Origin of the sequence: Vogesella margarita, from assembly GCF_028548475.1 — a bacterium.
Classification (GTDB): Bacteria; Pseudomonadota; Gammaproteobacteria; order Burkholderiales; family Chromobacteriaceae; genus Vogesella; species Vogesella margarita.
This window is the reverse complement of the sequence record NZ_JAQQLE010000011.1, coordinates 107,171-124,794: the sequence shown is the minus strand read 5'-3', so window position 1 is coordinate 124,794 and position 17,624 is coordinate 107,171. Positions and strand designations below refer to the sequence as shown.

Sequence of the window (17,624 nt, the reverse complement as noted above, 5' to 3'; positions counted from 1 at the left end):
GCCCCATTTTTGCCGGACTGTTTAATGATGAGTGAAACCGCTGCCAAACCTGTCGCCACGCCGTCGCGCTGGCCCCGTCGTCTGTTATGGAGCACCGCCGCCGTGGCCGTGCTGCTGGGCGGGCTGTGGGCCGGCGTGCCCAAGGCGGTGGACTACGCCGCCGGCAACTGGGCGCAGAAGCTTGGCCGCAGCCTGACGCTGGGCAAGGTGGAGTTCGCGCCGTGGGCGTGGCGGCTGACCGTGCACGATGTGCGCCTGAACGATCGCGACGGCACGCCGCTGTTCAGCGCCGCAAGGCTGAATGTCGACGCCGAGGCGCTGCCGCTGCTGATCGGTCGCATCGAGCTGGCGGAGCTGACGCTGGACACGCCGCGACTGTGGGCGACGCGCAATGCGCAGGGCGAGTGGAACTGGACACGGCTGCTGCATGACGCCGCCGGCCCGGACACCGCGCCGGACGAGGGCGAGCGTGATCCGCCCAAGCTGCTGCTGACGCAGCTGGCGCTGAACAAGGGCCAGTTGCTGCTGCACGACCGGCTGGCCGGCGACGTGCAGCGCCAGGTGCTGCCTCTGGATTTCCAGCTGAAAAACCTGTCCACGCTGCCCAATAACCAGGGCCATTACCGACTCGCCGCCGAGCTGGACGACGGCACCCGGCTGGACTGGCAGGGCAGCCTGCTGCTGCAACCGCTGCAGTCGGACGGGGTACTGAACGTGACCGGCCTGACCCTGGCTAGCGTGTGGCCGTACGTGCAGCCGCATCTCAGGCTGGCGCCGCCGCAGGGCAAGCTCAGCGTTAGCCTGCCCTACCACTTCGATCTGGCCGGCAAGACGGTGCGGCTGTCGGCCAAGGGCGTTGCGGCCAACCTTGCGGGGCTGGTGGTGAGCGCGCCGGGCAGTGCTAGCCGCTTCAGGCTCGGCCAGCTTGCATTGGGTGGTGGCGAGTTCGACCTCGCCGGCCGTCGGCTGAGCGTGGGCAAACTCAGCCTCGCCGGCGGCGAGCTGGACACCGTGCTCGATCCGCAGGGGCAGCCGGACTGGCTGGCGGCCTTGCCGCCACCGGCAGCGATGAGCGGCGTGAAAACCATCGCGACGACCAAGTCAGCTCCGGGCAAACCCGCTCCAGCCAAGCCGGAGCAGGGCTGGACGGTGAGCCTGCCGGCTATCCGCGTCGACAACTGGCAGCTGCGCGCCACGCACCAGGGCTTTGTTGCGCCGCTGTCCGCCAGCCTGAAGCTGGACAGCCTGCAGGCCGCCGTTGCCGTCGACGCCGGGGGCGGGGTGAAGGTGCAGGGGGCCACGCTGGCGCTGTCGCAGCTCATCGCCGCCAGTGGCGAGCGGCCCCCGTTCGCCACCCTGGCCGGTGTGCAGCTGGCCAGCAGCGAGCTGGATCTGGGCAAGCATCGCATCACGCCGGGCAACGTGACGCTGACGGGACTGCAGCTGGCGCTGAACCGCGGCAAGGACGGCAAGCTGGATATCGCCGAGGCGCTGCGCCAGCGGCCAGCCGTCACCCCTGCCGCACCGGTCGCCGCAAGCGGCGGCCAAGCCTGGCAGATCCGCTACCCGCAGCTGACACTGGCGGGCGGCAGTGTCAGCTGGCGCGATGCCGGCATCAGCCAGCCGGTGAGCGTGACGCTGCAGGATGTCGGCGTCAGCGTCAGCGGCGATCCGCAGCAGGGCTTCGCCGTGCAGCTGGCGGCGGCGATGGGGCAGGGCAAGCTGCAGCTGGATGCCAAGGCTGCGGCCAACTTGCAGGACATCAGCGGCCGCGTGCAGGCCAGCCGCCTGCCGCTGCGCGAGCTGGCGCCGTACGCGCTGGCGCAGACCGTGCTGCGCTTCGGCGGTGGCGAGCTGTCGGCCGATCTGGGGTTTGCGCTGAATGGCAGCCGTTGGCAGGCCGACGGCAAGGCGCAGCTGGACAGGCTGGCATTGTATGAACCGGGCCGGCGCGAGCCGCTGCTGGGCTGGCAGCAGCTGGCGGTGTCCGGCATCAAGGCGCAGCCGGAGCGGGTGAGCATTGCCGACGTGCGGCTGGTGTCGCCGCAGCTGCGGCTGATCCTGGACGAAAAACGGGTGCCCAATTTTGCGCACCTGATGAAGCCGCAGCCGGCGAGCATGCAGCCTGCCAGGCCGGCGGCGGCAGGCAAGGCCGGTGGTGTGCCGGTGGTAGACGTGCGCGCCGTGCGCGTGCGTAACGCGCGTATGGACTTTGCCGATCTGGGCTTGCAGCCCAGCTTCGCTACCCGCATTCATTCGCTGTCCGGTACCGTACTCGGCCTGTCCAGTCGTCCGGGGCGGCGCGGCACGGTGACGCTGGACGGCCGCGTCGACCAGTTCGGTGACGTGCGCATCCGCGGCGCGCTGTCGCCGTTGGCGGTGACCAATGACCTCGACATGGCGCTGAACTTCCGCAACATCCCGCTGGGCAGCCTCAACCCGTACTCGATGACCTTTGCCGGCTGGCAGATCACCGACGGCCGCCTGACGACCGAGCTGCGTTACCTGCTGAAGGATCGCCAGCTCAACGGCGACAACCGCGTGGTGATCGACCATATCCGGCTGGGCGAGGAAGTCGCCGACTACGACGGCACCCGCCTGCCGCTGCGCCTCGCGGTGGCGCTGCTGGAAGACAGCGACGGCCGCATCGACCTCGCGCTGCCGGTAGCGGGTAGCCTGGATGCGCCGGACTTCTCCTACGGCCACCTGGTGTGGCAGGCATTGCGCAACATCCTGGTGAAGGTGGTGACGGCGCCGTTCCGTGCGCTGTTCGGCGGCGAGGGCTTCGACGAGATCTACGCCGATGCCGGTGACGATCGCATCCCGCCGCCGGAACGCGAGAAGCTGGGCAAGCTGGCCGACTTGATGGCCAAGCGGCCGAAGCTCGCGCTGGCGATCGGCGGCGGCTATGACGCCGAGCAGGACAGCCGCGAGCTCGCCCGCTACCGCGTCGACAGCGACATCCTGAAACGCGCCGCCTACCGGCTGCAGGCGGACGAGCCGCTGCCGCTGCCGGACATGGGCGATCCGGCGATCCGCAAGGCGGTGGGCGATGGCTACGCGCAGCAGTTCGGCCGTTTCGCCTGGCTCAAGCGCGTCGCCACCGAGAAGGACACCGCCGAGCGCGCGCAGGCGATGCGTGCCGAACTGCTGGCGGCGCAGAAGATCGACGATGCGGACTTGCGGGCGCTGGCCACCGCGCGCGGCAACGCGGCGCGACAGCTGCTGCTGGCGGCGAAACCGGAGCTGGAATCGCGCATCAGCGTGCTGGAGGCCGACAAGGTCAAGGCCGACAAGGACGGCGTGCCGCTGCTGCTGAAGCTGAAATAAGACCGGGCTTTTCCGTTTGCGGCCAACCTTGTCACAAGGTTGGCCGCAAGCGTTTGGGGCGCTGTGTTGTAGCTGTTGCACGACGGCCGTACTGGCGGCAGACTGAGCCGTTGCGGTGAGACTTTGATGGCCATCAAGGTCAAGAACCGCTATATATAGTTAGATTCCATATTTTTTACACCACATATAGCGGGGACGGCATGAACCGGGACAAGAGCGTAGCGTTTGCGGAACAGGATATTTCGCGCGAGGTATTGCTGGAAAAATACGCGAAAAACGGCGAACAGTCGGTCAGCGAAGTGCGCCAGCGCGTGGCGCAGGCGCTGGCCGAGCAGGAGCAGGAGCCGCAACGCTTTGCCCCGCTGTTCTTCGAGGCGCTGGACGGCGGTTTTATTCCCGGTGGCCGCATCAACTCCGCTGCCGGCACCGACCTCAAGGCCACGCTGATCAACTGCTTCGTGCAGCCGGTGGGCGATGCGGTGTCCGAGGCCGAGAACGGCAAGGTCGGCATCTACGAGGCGCTGCTGCAATCGGCCGAGACCATGCGCCGCGGCGGTGGCGTCGGCTACAACTTCAGCCGCATCCGCCCCAAGGGCGCACGGGTGAAGGGCACCAACAGCCGCGCTTCGGGGCCGGTATCGTATATGCGCGTGTTCGACCGCAGCTGCGAGACGGTGGAGTCCGCCGGCGCGCGTCGCGGCGCGCAGATGGGCGTGCTGGACGTGAGCCACCCGGACATCGAGGCCTTCATCCACGCCAAGGACCAGGGCGACCTGGCCAACTTCAATATCTCGGTCGGCGTGTCCGACGCCTTCATGCAGGCGGTGGATAGCGATGGCGACTGGGAGCTGACCCACGCGGTGGCGCCGGCGTCCGACGCCTTCCCCGGTAGCTACCAGCGCGGCGACGGGCTGTGGGTGTATCGCACCGTGCGCGCCCGCGAGCTGTGGCAGCAGATCATGCACTCTACTTATGACCACGCCGAGCCTGGCGTGCTGTTCATGAGCAAGATCAACGCCGACAACAACCTGTCGTACTGCGAGGTGATCGAGTCCACCAACCCCTGCGGCGAACAGCCGCTGCCGGACTACGGCTGCTGCGACCTGGGCTCCATCAATCTGTGCAAGTTCGTGCGCCAGCCGTTCGGCGAGGCGCCGAGCTTCGATTTCAAGGCCTTCGAGAAGGTGGTGCGCACCTCGATCCGCATGCTGGACAACGTGCTGGACCTCACCGTGTGGCCGCTGAAGGAACAGCAGCGCGAGGCGCAGAACAAGCGCCGCGTTGGCCTGGGCTTCACCGGCCTCGGCGATGCGCTGATCATGCTCAAGGTGCGCTACGACAGCGAAGAGGGCCGCAGGTTGGCCGCCAGCATCTCCGAGCACATGCGCGATGCCGCCTACGATGCGTCGGTGGATCTGGCCATCGAGAAGGGCGCCTTCCCGCTGTTCGATGCCGACAAGTACCTGGCGGCACCACACTGCGCCAGCCGCCTGCCGGACAAGATCAAGGCGCGCATCAAGAAGCACGGCATCCGCAACTCGCACCTGCTGTCCATCGCGCCGACTGGCACCATTTCGCTGGCCTTCGCCGACAACGCTTCCAACGGCATCGAGCCGCCGTTCAGCTGGTACTACACCCGCAAGAAGCGCATGGCCGACGGCACGCAGCAGGAATACCTGGTGGAAGACCATGCCTACCGCGTGTACCGCATGCAGGGCGGCGATACCAATGCGCTGCCGGATTACTTCGTCAGCGCGCTGCAGATGAGCGCGCTGGACCACATGCGCATGGTGGCGGCGGTGGCACCGTACGTGGATACCGCGATCTCCAAGACCGTGAACGTGCCGGCCGATTATCCGTTTGCCGATTTCGAGACGCTGTACCTGGAAGCCTGGCGCGCCGGGTTGAAGGGCATCACCACCTACCGCCCCAACAGCGTGCTGGGCTCGGTATTGTCGATTGAGCCAACGCCTGCGGCCAACCCTGCCGCTGGCAGCACGGGCAGCCAGCAGCTGCCACAGGACTTGGGCAACCAGAACGACCCGGACCGCCGCATCACCCTGAACACCGCACCCAGCCCGGCGCTGGCCAGCCTGAAGTGGCCGCATCGTCCCAAGCTCAAGCAAGGCAACCCGTCGTGGACCTTCATGGTGGAAGGCGAGGAGGGCGATTTCGCGGTAATGGTCGGCCATATCGACGGCCAGCAGCCGGGCGAGGCACCGCTGCCGTTCGAGTGCTGGGTCAACGGCGACGTGCCGCGCGGCCTGGGGGCGATTGCCAAGACGCTGTCCATGGACATGCGCTGCCGCGACCGCGCCTGGCTGGCCGCCAAGCTGGACGCGCTGGCCGCCACCCGCGGCGACCGTCACTATCGTGTCGAACTGGGCGCCGAGCAGAACACGAGTCCGGTGGGCAGCAGCGCCGCCGCCGCTGCGCTCGGCCGGGTGGTGAAGTACCGCGTCGAGCAGCTGGGCGCGCTGACCTTGGCCGCAGGCGACGCCACCCCGGTGATGGACGCGCTGTTTGCCCGCAAGGAGCCGAAATCCGGCACCGACGGCACCATCAGCTGGTCGGTGGACGTGAACAACCCGCAGACCGGCGACGATTTCGTGCTGTTCGTGAAGGAGCTGGTGCTGCCCAACGGCCAGCGCCGCCCGTACTCGCTGTGGCTGGCGGGCCACTACCCGCGCGAGCTGGACGGCCTGTGCAAGATGCTCAGCCTCGACATGCGGGTGATCGATCCGGCGTGGATCGGCATGAAGCTGCGCAAGCTGCTGAGCTATGCCGAGCCGCAGGCGGACTTCTTTGCCCGCACGCCGGGCAGCGACAAGTCGCAGAGCTGGCCGTCCACCGAAGCGTATCTCGCGCGACTGGTGATCCACCGCTACGCGATGCTGGGCATCCTCAGCGAGGAAGGTGTGCCGGTGGAGGAAATGGGCGTGATGGTGCCGGAGCAGGGCGACCTGTTCGAAAGCGCAGTGGTGAGCGTTGCACCGGCACAGATGGCCGGCAAGGCCTGCCCGGAATGCGGCAACCGCGCGCTGATCAAGAAGGACGGTTGCGAATTCTGCACCGCCTGCGGCCACGTCGGCGCCTGCGGCTGAGCATCCCGGCGCCGGCCAATGGCCGTCCGTTTTTGGGGATGGACGGCCGCCTCAGCCTTCCGCCGCAGCCGCCTGCGCCAGCAGCCATTCGCGGAACACGCGTACCTTGTAGACGTCGGTGCGGGTGGCCGGGTGCACCAGGTAGTAGGCGTGCTGGCTGCGCACCGGTAGGTCCAGTGCCAGCTGCAGCCGGCCGCTGGCCAGTTCCTCCGCCACCAGAAACTGCGGCAGCACCGCGATGCCGAGGCCGGAGATCGCCGCCTGGATCACCATGAAGAAATGCTCGAAGCGGGGCCCGCTCAGCAGGCTGGGCTGGTGCGTGTCCATGTCCTGCAGCCCGGCGGCGGACAGCCAGTCGTTCCACGCCTGCGGCCGGGTGGTGTGCTGCAGCAGGGTGTAGTCCAGCAGCTCGCGCGCATCAAGCAGCGGTTTTTTCAGCAGGCCGGGCGCGCACACTGGCACGATGTCCTCGCCCATCAGCCGGTGGCAGATCGCCCCCGGCCACAGCGCCGGGCCGAAGTGGATCGCCACGTCGGCCTCCACCTTGTCGAAATCGAACGGCCGCACCTGGGTCACCAGATTGAGCTGGATGTCCGGGTAGCGCGCGCTGAAATCCACCAGCCGTGGCACCAGCCAGCGCGAGCCGAAGGTAGGCAGCATCGCCACCGTCAGCACGCCGCCTTCGCCGCGATAAGCCATCAGCTGCAACGTGGCAGCCTCGGCGCGATCAAGCACGTCCTGCACCGCGGCGGCGTAGGCCTCGCCGGCCACGGTCAGCACCAACCGCTGCTTGACGCGCTCGAACAAGGGGCGGCCGATGAAGTCTTCCAGACCGCGAATCTGGCGGCTGACCGCGCTTTGCGTCAGGTTCAGTTCCTCGGCGGCGCGGGTAAAGCTCAGGTGGCGCACGGCGGCTTCGAAGCACTGCAGGGCCATCAGCGAGGGGAGGGTGCGGCGCATGGTGAGTTCATGAGTTTACGGAATGAAGTCAGCAGAATACATCGCTTGAGCGTGGCAGGGAAAGCCGTGACACTTTGCTTCATCAAGGCCGCTGCAAAGATCAGCGATAGATCGCCGGCCATATCGCACACTCAGGGAAGGGTATTCACAAATGACACAAGCTCAAGCGTCCGCCGCCAACAGCCAACTGCACAAACTGCTGGTACAGGTAGCCGGTGAACAAACCGCCGCCGACCTGTTCACCATGATCAAGGTTGAAGACGTACTGCTGGTCGAGCAGGCCGGCGCCACCGTATCGCGCCTCACGCTGGCGCAGGCGATGAACATGCTGCTGTTCGCGAAGAACCTGGAAGCGGTACCGGAAGGCAAGCGCTACGTCGCCGACAAGCTGGCCGCCGGCGGGCAGGTGGTGTTTGACCACGGCGCGCTGCGCACCGTGGCTGCGGCCAACACCGGCGCGCTGCCGCAGGGCGAGCTGGCATTCAAGCGCTTTCTGGAGCCGCTGGGCTTTGCCGTCGCCGACGTGTACCCGCTGCCGCGCCTGAAGATGACCGGCCGCGCCTACTGCCATCAGGATGCACCGGAACAGGTGGCACAGTTCTTCGTGTCCGAACTGCATGTAGACCAGTTCTCGCCTGCCTTCCAGGCAGCGGTGAACAATGTGGTATCCACCTCGCGCGACCCGCTGTCCGCCGCCGACAAGGCGCTGCTGGCCACGCTGTCCGACAACCGCGAACTGCCGTTTGCCGACGCTGCCAGCCTGCTGCCCAAGCTGGTGGGCTGCTTCGACGTGCAGCACGCCACCCCGGCACTGGCCGACTACCACACCCTGCTGCAGGAATCCGCCGAAATGGCGTGGATCTCCACCGAGGGCAACGCTTTCAACCACGCCACCGACCACGTGGCTGACGTATTCGCCACTGCCGACGAACTGCGCGCCAAGGGCCAGCCGATCAAGGACAAGGTGGAAGTTTCCGCCAGCGGCCGCGTACGCCAGACTGCGTTCAAGGCGGCACAGGTGGAGCGCGAATTCATCGACGCCGACGGCCAGTGCGTAAGCCGCATCGTGCCGGGCTCGTTCTACGAATTCATCACCCGCGACCGTTACACCGACGAAGCGGGCAACGACAAGCTGGATCTGCGCTTCGACAGCTCCAATGCGCAGGGCATCTTCAAGATGACCGCCGCCGCCTGCTAAGCGCCGTCCGATCTCTCTGGGTAACGGCTCCTAGTTGCCTGCTTGACCTGCCCGGGCTGCCTGGGCAGGTCTTTTTCCGGCCTGCGGCCAACCTTTAGCCTGAACACACACATGATTCCCCGTCTGCATACCACCCCCACCAGCGACACGCTGTACCTCGACTTTGCGGCCGAACTGGCCGTGCGCGGCTTTGCCGGCGAGATCAGCCACGCTTATGCCGACCGGACCGTGCTGTCCACCGACAACTCCATCTACCAGGTGCTGCCGCAGCTGGTGGTGTTCCCGCGCGATAACGACGACGTAATCCGCATCGCCCGCCTGGCCGGCGAGCCGCGCTTTCAGGGGCTGAGCCTGAACGCCCGCGGCGGCGGCACCGGCACCAACGGCCAGTCGCTGGGCCACGGCGTGATCGTGGACATCTCGCGTCACATGAACCGCATCCTGGAAATCAACGCCGCAGAGCGCTGGGTGCGGGTACAGGGCGGCGTGGTGAAAGACCAGCTCAATGCCGCGCTGAAGGCGCACGGGCTGTTCTTTGCGCCGGAGCTGTCCACCTCCAACCGGGCGACCATCGGCGGCATGATCAACACCGATGCCAGCGGCCAGGGCTCCTGCCTGTACGGCAAGACCCGCGACCACGTGCTGGAACTGGACACCGTGCTGCTGGATGGCACGCTGTGGCACTCCGCGCCGCTGGACGAGGCCGAGTTTGCCGCCATCAGCCGCCGCGACGACCGCGTTGGCGCGGTACACCGCCTGCTGGACGACATCCAGCGCGACGACGCGGCGCTGATCGCCGACAAGTTTCCCAAGCTCAACCGCTGCCTCACCGGCTATGACCTGGCGCACATCCGCGACGACGCCGGCCGCTTCAACCTCAACAACATCCTGTGCGGTTCGGAAGGCACGCTGGGCTTCATCGTCGAGGCCAGGCTGAACGTGCTGCCGATCCCGAAAGCCAGCGCGCTGGTGAACGTGCGCTATGCCAGCTTCGATGCCGCGCTGCGCGACGCGCCGGCGCTGATGCAGCTGGGTGCCGCTTCCATCGAAACGGTGGATTCCACGGTGCTGAACCTGGCACGGCAGGACATCGTGTGGCACGGCGTGCGCGAATTCTTTCCGGACGACGCCACCCCGGCACAGGGCATCAACCTGGTGGAGTTCCTCGCTGACAGCGATGCCGCATTGGAAGCCACGCTGGCGGATATCGGCGCGCAGCTGAGCGCCGAGGGCGACAGCCATGGTCGCCAGGGCCACACCGTGGCACGCGGCGCCGCGGTTGGCCGCATCTGGGGCATGCGCAAGAAATCGGTGGGCCTGCTCGGCAACGTCAACGACAGCCGCCGGCCGATCCCGTTTGTGGAAGACACCGCGGTGCCACCGGAAAACCTGGCCGACTACATCGCCGAATTCCGCGCGCTGCTGGACAGCCACGGCGTGCGCTACGGCATGTTCGGCCACGTGGATGCCGGCGTGCTGCACGTGCGCCCGGCCATCGACATGAAAGACCAGGCGCAGGAAGGCCTGGTGCGCAGCATCACCGATGGCGTGGTGGCGCTCACCCGGAAATACCACGGCCTGCTGTGGGGCGAGCACGGCAAGGGCGTGCGCTCCGAGTACGCGCCGGCCTTCTTCGGCCCGCTGTACCCGCGGCTGCAGCAGATCAAGGCTGCGTTCGACCCGTACAACCAGCTCAACCCGGGCAAGATCGCCGCGCCGACGCCGGACGGGCTGTGGAAGGTGGATGGCGTGACCACCCGTGGCCAGCTGGACCGCACCATCCCCATCGCCGTGCGCCAGCACTACGACGAGGCACTGCACTGCAACGGCAACGGTGCCTGCTACAACTTCGACCCCGACGACGCCATGTGCCCGTCGTGGAAAGGCACCCGCGAGCGGCGCCATTCACCGAAAGGCCGCGCCTCGCTGCTGCGCGAATGGTTGCGCCAGCTGGCCGATCAGGGCAGTGACCCGGTGAGCGCCAGCCGTGCCCTGCGTGCGCGCGGCTTTGTTGCCGGCCTGCCGGCACGCATCGCCAACACCCTGGGCAAGCGCCGTGGCGAGACCGACTTCTCGCACGAGGTGAAAGAGGCAATGGACGGCTGCCTGGCGTGCAAATCCTGCGTTGGCCAGTGCCCGGTGAAAGTGGACGTGCCAAGCTTCCGCGCCAAGTTTCTGGAGCTGTATTACGGCCGTTACTTGCGCCCGCTCAAGGACTACCTGATCGGCGGGCTGGAACATACGCTGCCGCTGGCCGCACGCCTGCCGTGGCTGTACAACGGCGTGATCGGCAGCAAGGTTGGCCGCATGCTGCTGCGCAAGCTGAATCTGGTGGAAAGCCCGCTACTGTCCGGCATCAACCTGCAGGCCGAGCTGGCGCGCCGCGGTGTGGCGGTGGCCAGTGCAAAGGCGCTGGCGGCCTTGCCGGCGGCGGAGCTCGCCCGCGCGGTGATCGTGGTGCAGGATGCGTTTACCAGCTACTTCGAAACGCCGCTGGTGCTGGACGTGTGCGCGCTGCTGCAACGACTGGGCTTTGTGCCGCTGCTGGCGCCGTTCCGCGCCAACGGCAAGCCGCTGCACGTGCATGGCTTCCTCGCCCGCTTCGAAAAAGTGGCTGCGGCCAACGTGGCCAGCCTGCAACAGCTGGCGGCCAGCGGCCTGCCACTGGTGGGCATCGACCCGTCGATGACGCTGACCTACCGCAGCGAATACGCCAAGCTGGCACTGGCAGGTGAGTTGCCCAAGGTACAGCTGCTGCAGGAATGGCTGGCCAGCCGACTGACCGAACTGCCAGCCGACGTGCGCGCTGCCGCCGGCGCAAGCTTCACCCTGCTGCCGCACTGCACCGAAAAGACCAACGCCCCGGCGGCGGTGGGCGACTGGCAAAAGGTGTTTGCCGCCTGCGGCCTGAACCTGGCCACCCTCGCCAGCGGCTGCTGCGGCATGGCCGGCACCTTCGGCCACGAGGCCGACAAGCGTGCATTGTCGGAAACCATCTATCGTCAGAGCTGGCAAGGCATCGTGGCCGGCCAGGGCGACGACAGCCCGCTGCTGGCTACCGGCTACTCCTGCCGCTGCCAGGTGGCGCTGATGGACGACGTGGCGCTGCCGCATCCGGCCAGTGCGTTGTTGAGGGCTTTGACGCCGGCGGCCTGATATCAGGCCCTGCCAGCGCCGTTGTACTGCATTTTGTCGGGAGCCATGCTCCCGGCCGTGACTGTTTTGCGGTGGGCCGAAGCGGCCTGCCAGACGGGCACCTCGAAAATTTTCGAATCGCCCGGCGTGTGGCCGCCAACGTTGGCCGCACGATGACCAATCACCACCGACAAGGGGTAATGCATGAACAGCAAGTTGGCAGGGCATCTACTGGTGGAGTGCCTGGTGGCACAGGGTGTGGACATCGCCTTTGGCGTACCGGGCGAAAGCTACCTGGCGGTACTGGACGGCTTCTATCGCAGCCGCGAGCAGATCCGCTTTATCGCCTGCCGTAACGAAGGCGGCGCCGCCTTCATGGCCGAGGCGCACGGCAAGCTCACGCGCCGCCCCGGCGTGTGCCTGGTCACGCGTGGCCCCGGCGCCACCAACGCCAGCATCGGCGTGCATACCGCGTTCCAGGATTCCACCCCCATGGTGCTGCTGGTGGGCGACGTGGGCAGCGATTGCCGCGACCGCGAAGCCTTCCAGGAAATGGACTACAGCGTGTACTTCGGCCCGTCCACCAAGGGCATGGCCAAGCGCGTGGAGCGCATCGACGACGCCAACCGCATCCCGGAATACATCAGCCGCGCCTTCGCCACCGCCATGAACGGCCGTCCCGGCCCGGTGGTGCTGGTGTTGCCGGAAGACATGCTGGTGCAGCCGGTGGCCGACAGCCTGGCGCCGCTGCCGCGGGTGGAGGCGGTAACGCCGTTCCCGGATCCGGCCGGCATTTCCGCCTTGCAGCAACTGCTAGAGAAGGCAGAGCGCCCGCTGCTGATCGCCGGTGGCAGCGGCTGGGACGCCGCAGGCGCCGCCGCGCTGCAAGCCTTTGCCGAGCGCTGGCAGCTGCCGGTGGGCAACGCCTTCCGCTTTCAGGACACCTTCGACAACCATCACCCGCTGTATGCCGGCGACGTCGGCATCGGCATCAACCCGGCGCTGGCGGCCAACATCCGCAACAGCGACCTGATCATCGCCATCGGTGCCCGGCTGGGCGAGATGACTACTGGCGGCTACACCCTGCTGCAGGCGCCGCGCAGCCAGCAGCAACTGGTGCACATCCTGCCGCAGGGCGACGAGCTGGACCGCGTGTACCAGGCCGATGTGGCGATCCAGTCCGGTGTCAACGCTGCCGCACAGGCGCTGGCCGCCTTGCCGGCACCTGCCGCCGCTCCGCGCTGGCAGGCCTGGAGCCGGCAGCTGAACGCCGACTACCGCGCCAACCTGGTGCCGCAGCGCCTGGCCGGGCTGAGCGAAGGCATCAGCGGTGACATCGACCTGCCGCGCGTGATTGCCAGCCTGCAGCGCCAGCTGCCGGCCGACGCGGTCATCACCAACGGCGCCGGCAACTTCGCCAGCTGGATTCACCGCTACTTCCAGTACCACGGCGTGGTGAAAGGTCACAAAACCCAGCTGGCGCCCACCAACGGCGCCATGGGCTACGGCGTGCCGGCCGGCATTGCGGCCAACCTCGCCACCGGCCGCACCGCCTTCACCATCGCCGGCGACGGCGACTTCCTGATGAACGGCCAGGAGCTGGCCACCGCGCTGCAGCACGGCGGCAAATCCATCATCCTGCTGCTCAACAACGGCGTGTACGGCACCATCCGCATGCACCAGGAGCGCGAGTACCCCAACCGCATCAGCGGCACCCAGCTGGGTAATCCGGACTTCTGCCAGCTGGCCGCTGCCTACGGCTACGCCGCCGAGCGCATCGCCAGCAACGACGAGTTCGACGCCGCGCTGGAACGCGCACTGGCGCGCGAGAGCGGCACGCTGCTGGAAATCCGCCTGCCGCCTGACATCATCAGCACCCGCGCCACGCTGACCACCATCACCCAGGCGGCGCTGGCACGCGGTTGAGGTAGTTCTTGACGTGAAAAACCGGCCTGCGGGCCGGTTTTTTGTTGGTGGAAGGGGGCACAAGAACGGGACTGCTTGCGGGTCTATCGGCTATGGTGAAGTTGTTCCGGCGGCCAACCCTGGCCGCCATACCGACCGAGGGAGTCATCATGCCGCTTTCCATGTATCAGGCCGCGATACCGCCGCTGTTGCGCGGGCTGGCCAATCTGTCCGCCATCCTCGACAAGGCACTGCTGAATGCCGAGTCCCGCCATGTCGACGCCGCCGTCTTGCTGCAGGCGCGGCTGGCGCCGGACATGTTTCCGCTGATTCGCCAGGTGCAGATTGCGGCGGATACCGCCAAGGGCTGCGGCGCGCGGCTGGCGGGGGTGGAGGTTCCCAGCTACCCGGATAACGAAACCAGCGTTGCCGAGCTGCAGCAGCGCATCGCCAAGACTGTGCTGTTCCTGCAGGGCTTGCCGGCGGCGCAGTTCGACGGCAGCGAAGGGCGCGACATCGTGCTGAAGTTTCCCACCCAGACGCTGAACTTCACCGGCCAGGACTACCTGCAGTTCTTTGTGCTGCCCAACTTCTACTTCCACCTCACCACTGCCTACGCCATCCTGCGCCACAACGGCGTGCCGCTGGGCAAGGTGGACTACCTGGGCGGCGGCGGCTAGCATCGGCAACGGCGGCCAGATGGTCGCCGTGCGCCGGATTAAGCGTCTTCGCCGAACCCCTGCCGCCGTGATCTCCCCGGATCGCGGCGGCATTTTCATGCGCGGCCGGGCTACGGCCGCGGCCCGGCCTGCATCACCGTATCGCACAGCGCGATCATCCGCTGCGCCAGATCGCGCACCCGCTGTGGCACTTCCTGGCGGCTGTGCAGCACCAGCTCCAGCGGCGGCAGCGCCGGGAAGCCCTGTGCCGGTGTCAGGCTGTGCTGGTCGGCGCGGGCGAGGCGGGCCGGCAGCAGGCTGACGCCCAGCCCGCTGGCGACCGCCGAACGGATGCTGGCCAGGCTGGCGCTGCTGTAGGCGATGCGCCAGCGCCGGCCGCTGCTTTCCAGCGCGTGGATCATCTCGTCGCGGTACAGGCCGCCCACCGGAAACACCACCAGCGGCAGGATGTCGCGCTGCCAGGTCGGGTGCTCGCGGCTGTCCAGCCACGCCAGCGGCTCGGGCCAGGCGGCGTCGCCGACGGTATGGCCCTGGCGCTGCTTGACCAGTACCAGGTCGTGGCCGCCGGCGCAGAACTGCTGCCACAGCGTGTTGCTGAGGCCACTGCTGACTTCCAGCCTGATGGCCGGGTTATCGTGGGCGAAGGCGGCCAGCAGCGGGGTCAGCAGGTCGGCGGCGAAGTCTTCCGGCACGCCGAGGCGGATCTCGCCCTGTACCTCGCCCGCGTGCAGCTCCGCCACCGCTTCTTCCATCAGCGTCAGCAGCTTGCGCGCGTGGCCCAGCAGGCGGGTGCCGCTTTCGGTGGTCACCACGTAGCGGCCGCTGCGGTCCAAGAGCTCGCTGCCCAGCTGCTCTTCCAGCCGGCGCAGGTGCTGGCTGACGGTGGACTGGCTCAGGTGCACCCGCTCGCCGGCGCGGGTGAAGCTGCCGCTCTCCACCACCGCGACAAAGCTCTTCAGCAGTACCGGGTCCAGCATCGGATTTGTCATTGCGTTTTCCACTGATGGGTAGTTGAACATTTAATTTCTGAATTGTAGCGCGGCTCAGTAGACTCGTTGCAAGCAATCACCACTCGCCATCGTGCGAGGCATCGAGGAGTCGAATCATGGCGTCACCCCTGTCCACCCCCTTTACCTGCGCGAGTCTGCCGCGCGGGCCGCATCGCGCTGGCGATGCCGGCCGGAAAGCGCGCCGTGGCTGAATCGCGTGTCGTGACCGCTCCCGCCACACTGGCCGGCGAATTGCCGCTGGCGGCGCTGCTGCTGCTGGCGCTGGTGGCGCTCAACCTGCGGCCGTTCATCACCTCGGTCGGGCCGCTGCTGGAGCCGCTGCGCGCCGCCACCGGCCTCAGCTTTCGTGCGGCGGCGGTGATGACGGCGCTGCCCTTCCTGCTGATGGGGCTGCTGGCCTTTGTCGGCGCGCAACTGGCGCAGCGCATCGGCGAGCGGCGCACGGTGGCGCTGGCGCTGCTGCTGCTGGCCACCGGCTGCGCCTCGCGGCTGTGGGCGACGGACGCGGCCTCGCTGATCGCCGGCGCCGGGGTGGCCGGTGCCGGGGTGGCGGCGATCCAGGCGCTGATGCCGGGGGTGGCCAAGCGCCTGTTCCCGCAGCGGGTGGGGCTGGCGATGGGCATCTACTCGGCGGCGCTGGTCGGCGGTGGCGCGCTGGGCGCGACGGCCAGCCCGTGGCTGGAACACTACGGCGGCTGGCGCCTGGGGCTGGCGGTGTGGCTGCTGCCGGCGCTGCTCGGCCTCGTCCTGTGGCTGCAGCAGACCGCCGGCCGGCAGCTGGCGGCGATGCCGGGCGAGGGCGGGCTGTCGATGCGCCCATTCTTCCGCAACCGCCGCGCCTGGCAGCTGGCGCTGTATTTCGGCCTCACCAATAGCGGCTATTCCAGCCTGGTGGCGTGGCTGCCGTCGTTCTACCGCGAGCAGGGGCAGGCGGCGCAGGCTGCGGCCAACCTGCTGGCGTGGATGGCGCTGCTGCAGGCGGCGGCGGCCTTTGCGCTGCCCTTCCTGTCGCGCCATCGCCACGACCGCCGCGCGATGCTGTGGCTGGCGCTGGCCTGCCAGGCGGCCGGGTTTGCCGGCCTCGCCTTGCAGCCGCAACTGGCGCCGTGGCTGTGGGCGGCTCTGGCCGGGGTCGGTCTGGGCGGTTTCTTTTCGCTGAGCCTGATCGTGGTGCTGGAGCACCTGCCCGATGTGCGCCAGGCCGGCCTGCTGGCCGCCTTCGTGCAGGGCTGCGGTTTCCTGATCACCGCGGCTGGGCCGTGGCTGCTGGGCTGGTTCCGCGATCGTGGCGGCAGCTTTGCCACCGGCTGGTGGTGGCACTGCGCCATCGTGCTGGCGATGGCGCTGCTGACGGTGCGCTTTTCGCCGGCCAGCTACCGCCACAGCATGCGCGGCATCTGAACAAACGGTTTTCCCGGTGCGCGGCCGTGCCGCCGCCGGTTGCAGTACGGCCAACCCAAAGCAACAGCAAGAGCAAGGTTGGCCGCAACGGTGTGGTAGCCCACGCCTGTCTACATCAAGAGGAGATCTGTCATGAAAAAGCTTGCACTGGGCGTAATGCTGGTTTGTGCATCCATGGGTGCGGTGGCGAAGGACTGGAAAGTCATCCGCTTCGGCGTCAATCCGAGTTACGCCCCGTTCGAATCCAAGGCCGCCAGCGGTGAGCTGGTCGGCTTCGACATTGATCTGGGCAACGCGCTGTGCGCCAAGCTGAAAGCCAAATGCGTGTGGGTGGAGAACGCCTGGGACGGCATCATCCCGGCGCTGAAGGCGAAGAAGTTCGACGCCATCCTGTCGTCGATGGCGGTAACCGAAAAACGCCTGCAGCAGATCAGCTTCAGCGACAAGATCTACAACGTGCCGCCGCGACTGGTGGCGAAAAAGGGCAACGCGCTGCAGCCGGCGCCGGACACCCTGCGCGGCAAGCGCATCGGCGTGGAGCAGGGCTCCACCGCCGAGGCCTACGCCAAGGCCTACTGGGAGCCGAAGGGCGTGACGGTGACCTCGTACCAGAACCAGGACCAGGTGTACCAGGATCTGACCTCCGGCCGGCTGGATGCGGCGTTCCAGTCCTCGGTGCAGGCTGATCTGGGCTTCCTCAAGACCGCAGCCGGGCGTGACTACGCCTTCGCCGGCAACGGCGTGGCGGACGTGAAAACCCTGGGTGTCGGCGCCGCTATCGGCCTGCGCAAGGAAGACGGCGATCTGGCGCAGCAGCTGAACCGCGCGCTGGCCGAGGTACACAAGGACGGTACCTACAAGCGCCTGGCCGCCAAGTACTTCTCCTTCGATATCTACTAAG

Annotated in this window: 10 protein-coding genes; 8 read left to right on the top strand and 2 right to left on the bottom strand. The window is 67.6% G+C overall.

Annotated elements, in window-relative coordinates:
* The first annotated feature begins 24 nt into the window (after nt 1-24).
* Both PQU96_RS12580 and PQU96_RS12575 read left to right on the top strand, forming a co-directional pair.
* On the top strand, nt 25-3,330 hold the full coding sequence (locus PQU96_RS12580; RefSeq protein ID WP_272772734.1) for a DUF748 domain-containing protein: 3,306 nt from the start codon (nt 25-27) through the stop codon (nt 3,328-3,330).
* Between the two features lie 200 nt (nt 3,331-3,530).
* The gene (locus PQU96_RS12575; protein ID WP_272772733.1) at nt 3,531-6,434 is read left to right on the top strand and encodes an adenosylcobalamin-dependent ribonucleoside-diphosphate reductase; all 2,904 of its coding nucleotides are present in this window, start codon (nt 3,531-3,533) and stop codon (nt 6,432-6,434) included.
* 51 nt (nt 6,435-6,485) lie between these two features.
* Here the strand turns inward: PQU96_RS12575 and gcvA are convergent, their stop codons facing one another.
* Nucleotides 6,486-7,394 (bottom strand): transcriptional regulator GcvA, encoded by a 909-nt coding sequence (gcvA, locus tag PQU96_RS12570; RefSeq protein WP_272772732.1) that lies wholly within the window; start codon nt 7,392-7,394, stop codon nt 6,486-6,488.
* 151 nt (nt 7,395-7,545) lie between these two features.
* Here gcvA and PQU96_RS12565 point away from each other — a divergent pair, with 151 nt between their 5' ends.
* The 4 genes from PQU96_RS12565 (at nt 7,546) to PQU96_RS12550 (ending at nt 14,312) form a co-directional block, all read left to right on the top strand.
* Nucleotides 7,546-8,592, top strand: a complete 1,047-nt coding sequence (locus PQU96_RS12565; protein ID WP_272772730.1) for a DUF1338 domain-containing protein — start codon at nt 7,546-7,548, stop codon at nt 8,590-8,592.
* A gap of 111 nt (nt 8,593-8,703) precedes the next feature.
* Nucleotides 8,704-11,748 (top strand): D-2-hydroxyglutarate dehydrogenase YdiJ, encoded by a 3,045-nt coding sequence (ydiJ, locus tag PQU96_RS12560; RefSeq protein ID WP_272772729.1) that lies wholly within the window; start codon nt 8,704-8,706, stop codon nt 11,746-11,748.
* 183 nt (nt 11,749-11,931) lie between these two features.
* Entirely contained in the window at nt 11,932-13,653 is a 1,722-nt protein-coding gene (locus PQU96_RS12555; RefSeq protein ID WP_272772728.1) for a thiamine pyrophosphate-binding protein, read from the top strand.
* A gap of 149 nt (nt 13,654-13,802) precedes the next feature.
* Entirely contained in the window at nt 13,803-14,312 is a 510-nt protein-coding gene (locus tag PQU96_RS12550; RefSeq protein WP_272772727.1) for a DUF1993 domain-containing protein, read from the top strand.
* Nucleotides 14,313-14,422: 110 nt separating this feature from the next.
* Here PQU96_RS12550 and PQU96_RS12545 read toward each other — a convergent pair whose 3' ends face one another.
* The gene (locus PQU96_RS12545) at nt 14,423-15,301 is read right to left on the bottom strand and encodes a LysR family transcriptional regulator (protein WP_272772726.1); all 879 of its coding nucleotides are present in this window, start codon (nt 15,299-15,301) and stop codon (nt 14,423-14,425) included.
* 204 nt (nt 15,302-15,505) lie between these two features.
* On the opposite strand from PQU96_RS12545, the gene PQU96_RS12540 reads away from it, so the two are divergent.
* Both PQU96_RS12540 and PQU96_RS12535 read left to right on the top strand, forming a co-directional pair.
* Entirely contained in the window at nt 15,506-16,723 is a 1,218-nt protein-coding gene (locus PQU96_RS12540; protein ID WP_272772725.1) for a cyanate transporter, read from the top strand.
* A gap of 132 nt (nt 16,724-16,855) precedes the next feature.
* Nucleotides 16,856-17,623, top strand: coding sequence for an ABC transporter substrate-binding protein (locus PQU96_RS12535; RefSeq protein ID WP_272772724.1), 768 nt, complete (start codon nt 16,856-16,858; stop codon nt 17,621-17,623).
* The last annotated feature ends 1 nt before the right edge of the window (nt 17,624 follow it).

Bases quoted from the DNA above. Each gene is read 5' to 3' on its own strand.
- PQU96_RS12580 (WP_272772734.1), top strand. From the start codon at position 25: ATGATGAGTGAAACCGCTGCCAAACCTGTCGCCACGCCGTCGCGCTGG.
- PQU96_RS12575 (WP_272772733.1), top strand. From the start codon at position 3,531: ATGAACCGGGACAAGAGCGTAGCGTTTGCGGAACAGGATATTTCGCGC.
- gcvA (WP_272772732.1), bottom strand. From the start codon at position 7,394: ATGCGCCGCACCCTCCCCTCGCTGATGGCCCTGCAGTGCTTCGAAGCC.
- PQU96_RS12565 (WP_272772730.1), top strand. From the start codon at position 7,546: ATGACACAAGCTCAAGCGTCCGCCGCCAACAGCCAACTGCACAAACTG.
- ydiJ (WP_272772729.1), top strand. From the start codon at position 8,704: ATGATTCCCCGTCTGCATACCACCCCCACCAGCGACACGCTGTACCTC.
- PQU96_RS12555 (WP_272772728.1), top strand. From the start codon at position 11,932: ATGAACAGCAAGTTGGCAGGGCATCTACTGGTGGAGTGCCTGGTGGCA.
- PQU96_RS12550 (WP_272772727.1), top strand. From the start codon at position 13,803: ATGCCGCTTTCCATGTATCAGGCCGCGATACCGCCGCTGTTGCGCGGG.
- PQU96_RS12545 (WP_272772726.1), bottom strand. From the start codon at position 15,301: ATGACAAATCCGATGCTGGACCCGGTACTGCTGAAGAGCTTTGTCGCG.
- PQU96_RS12535 (WP_272772724.1), top strand. From the start codon at position 16,856: ATGAAAAAGCTTGCACTGGGCGTAATGCTGGTTTGTGCATCCATGGGT.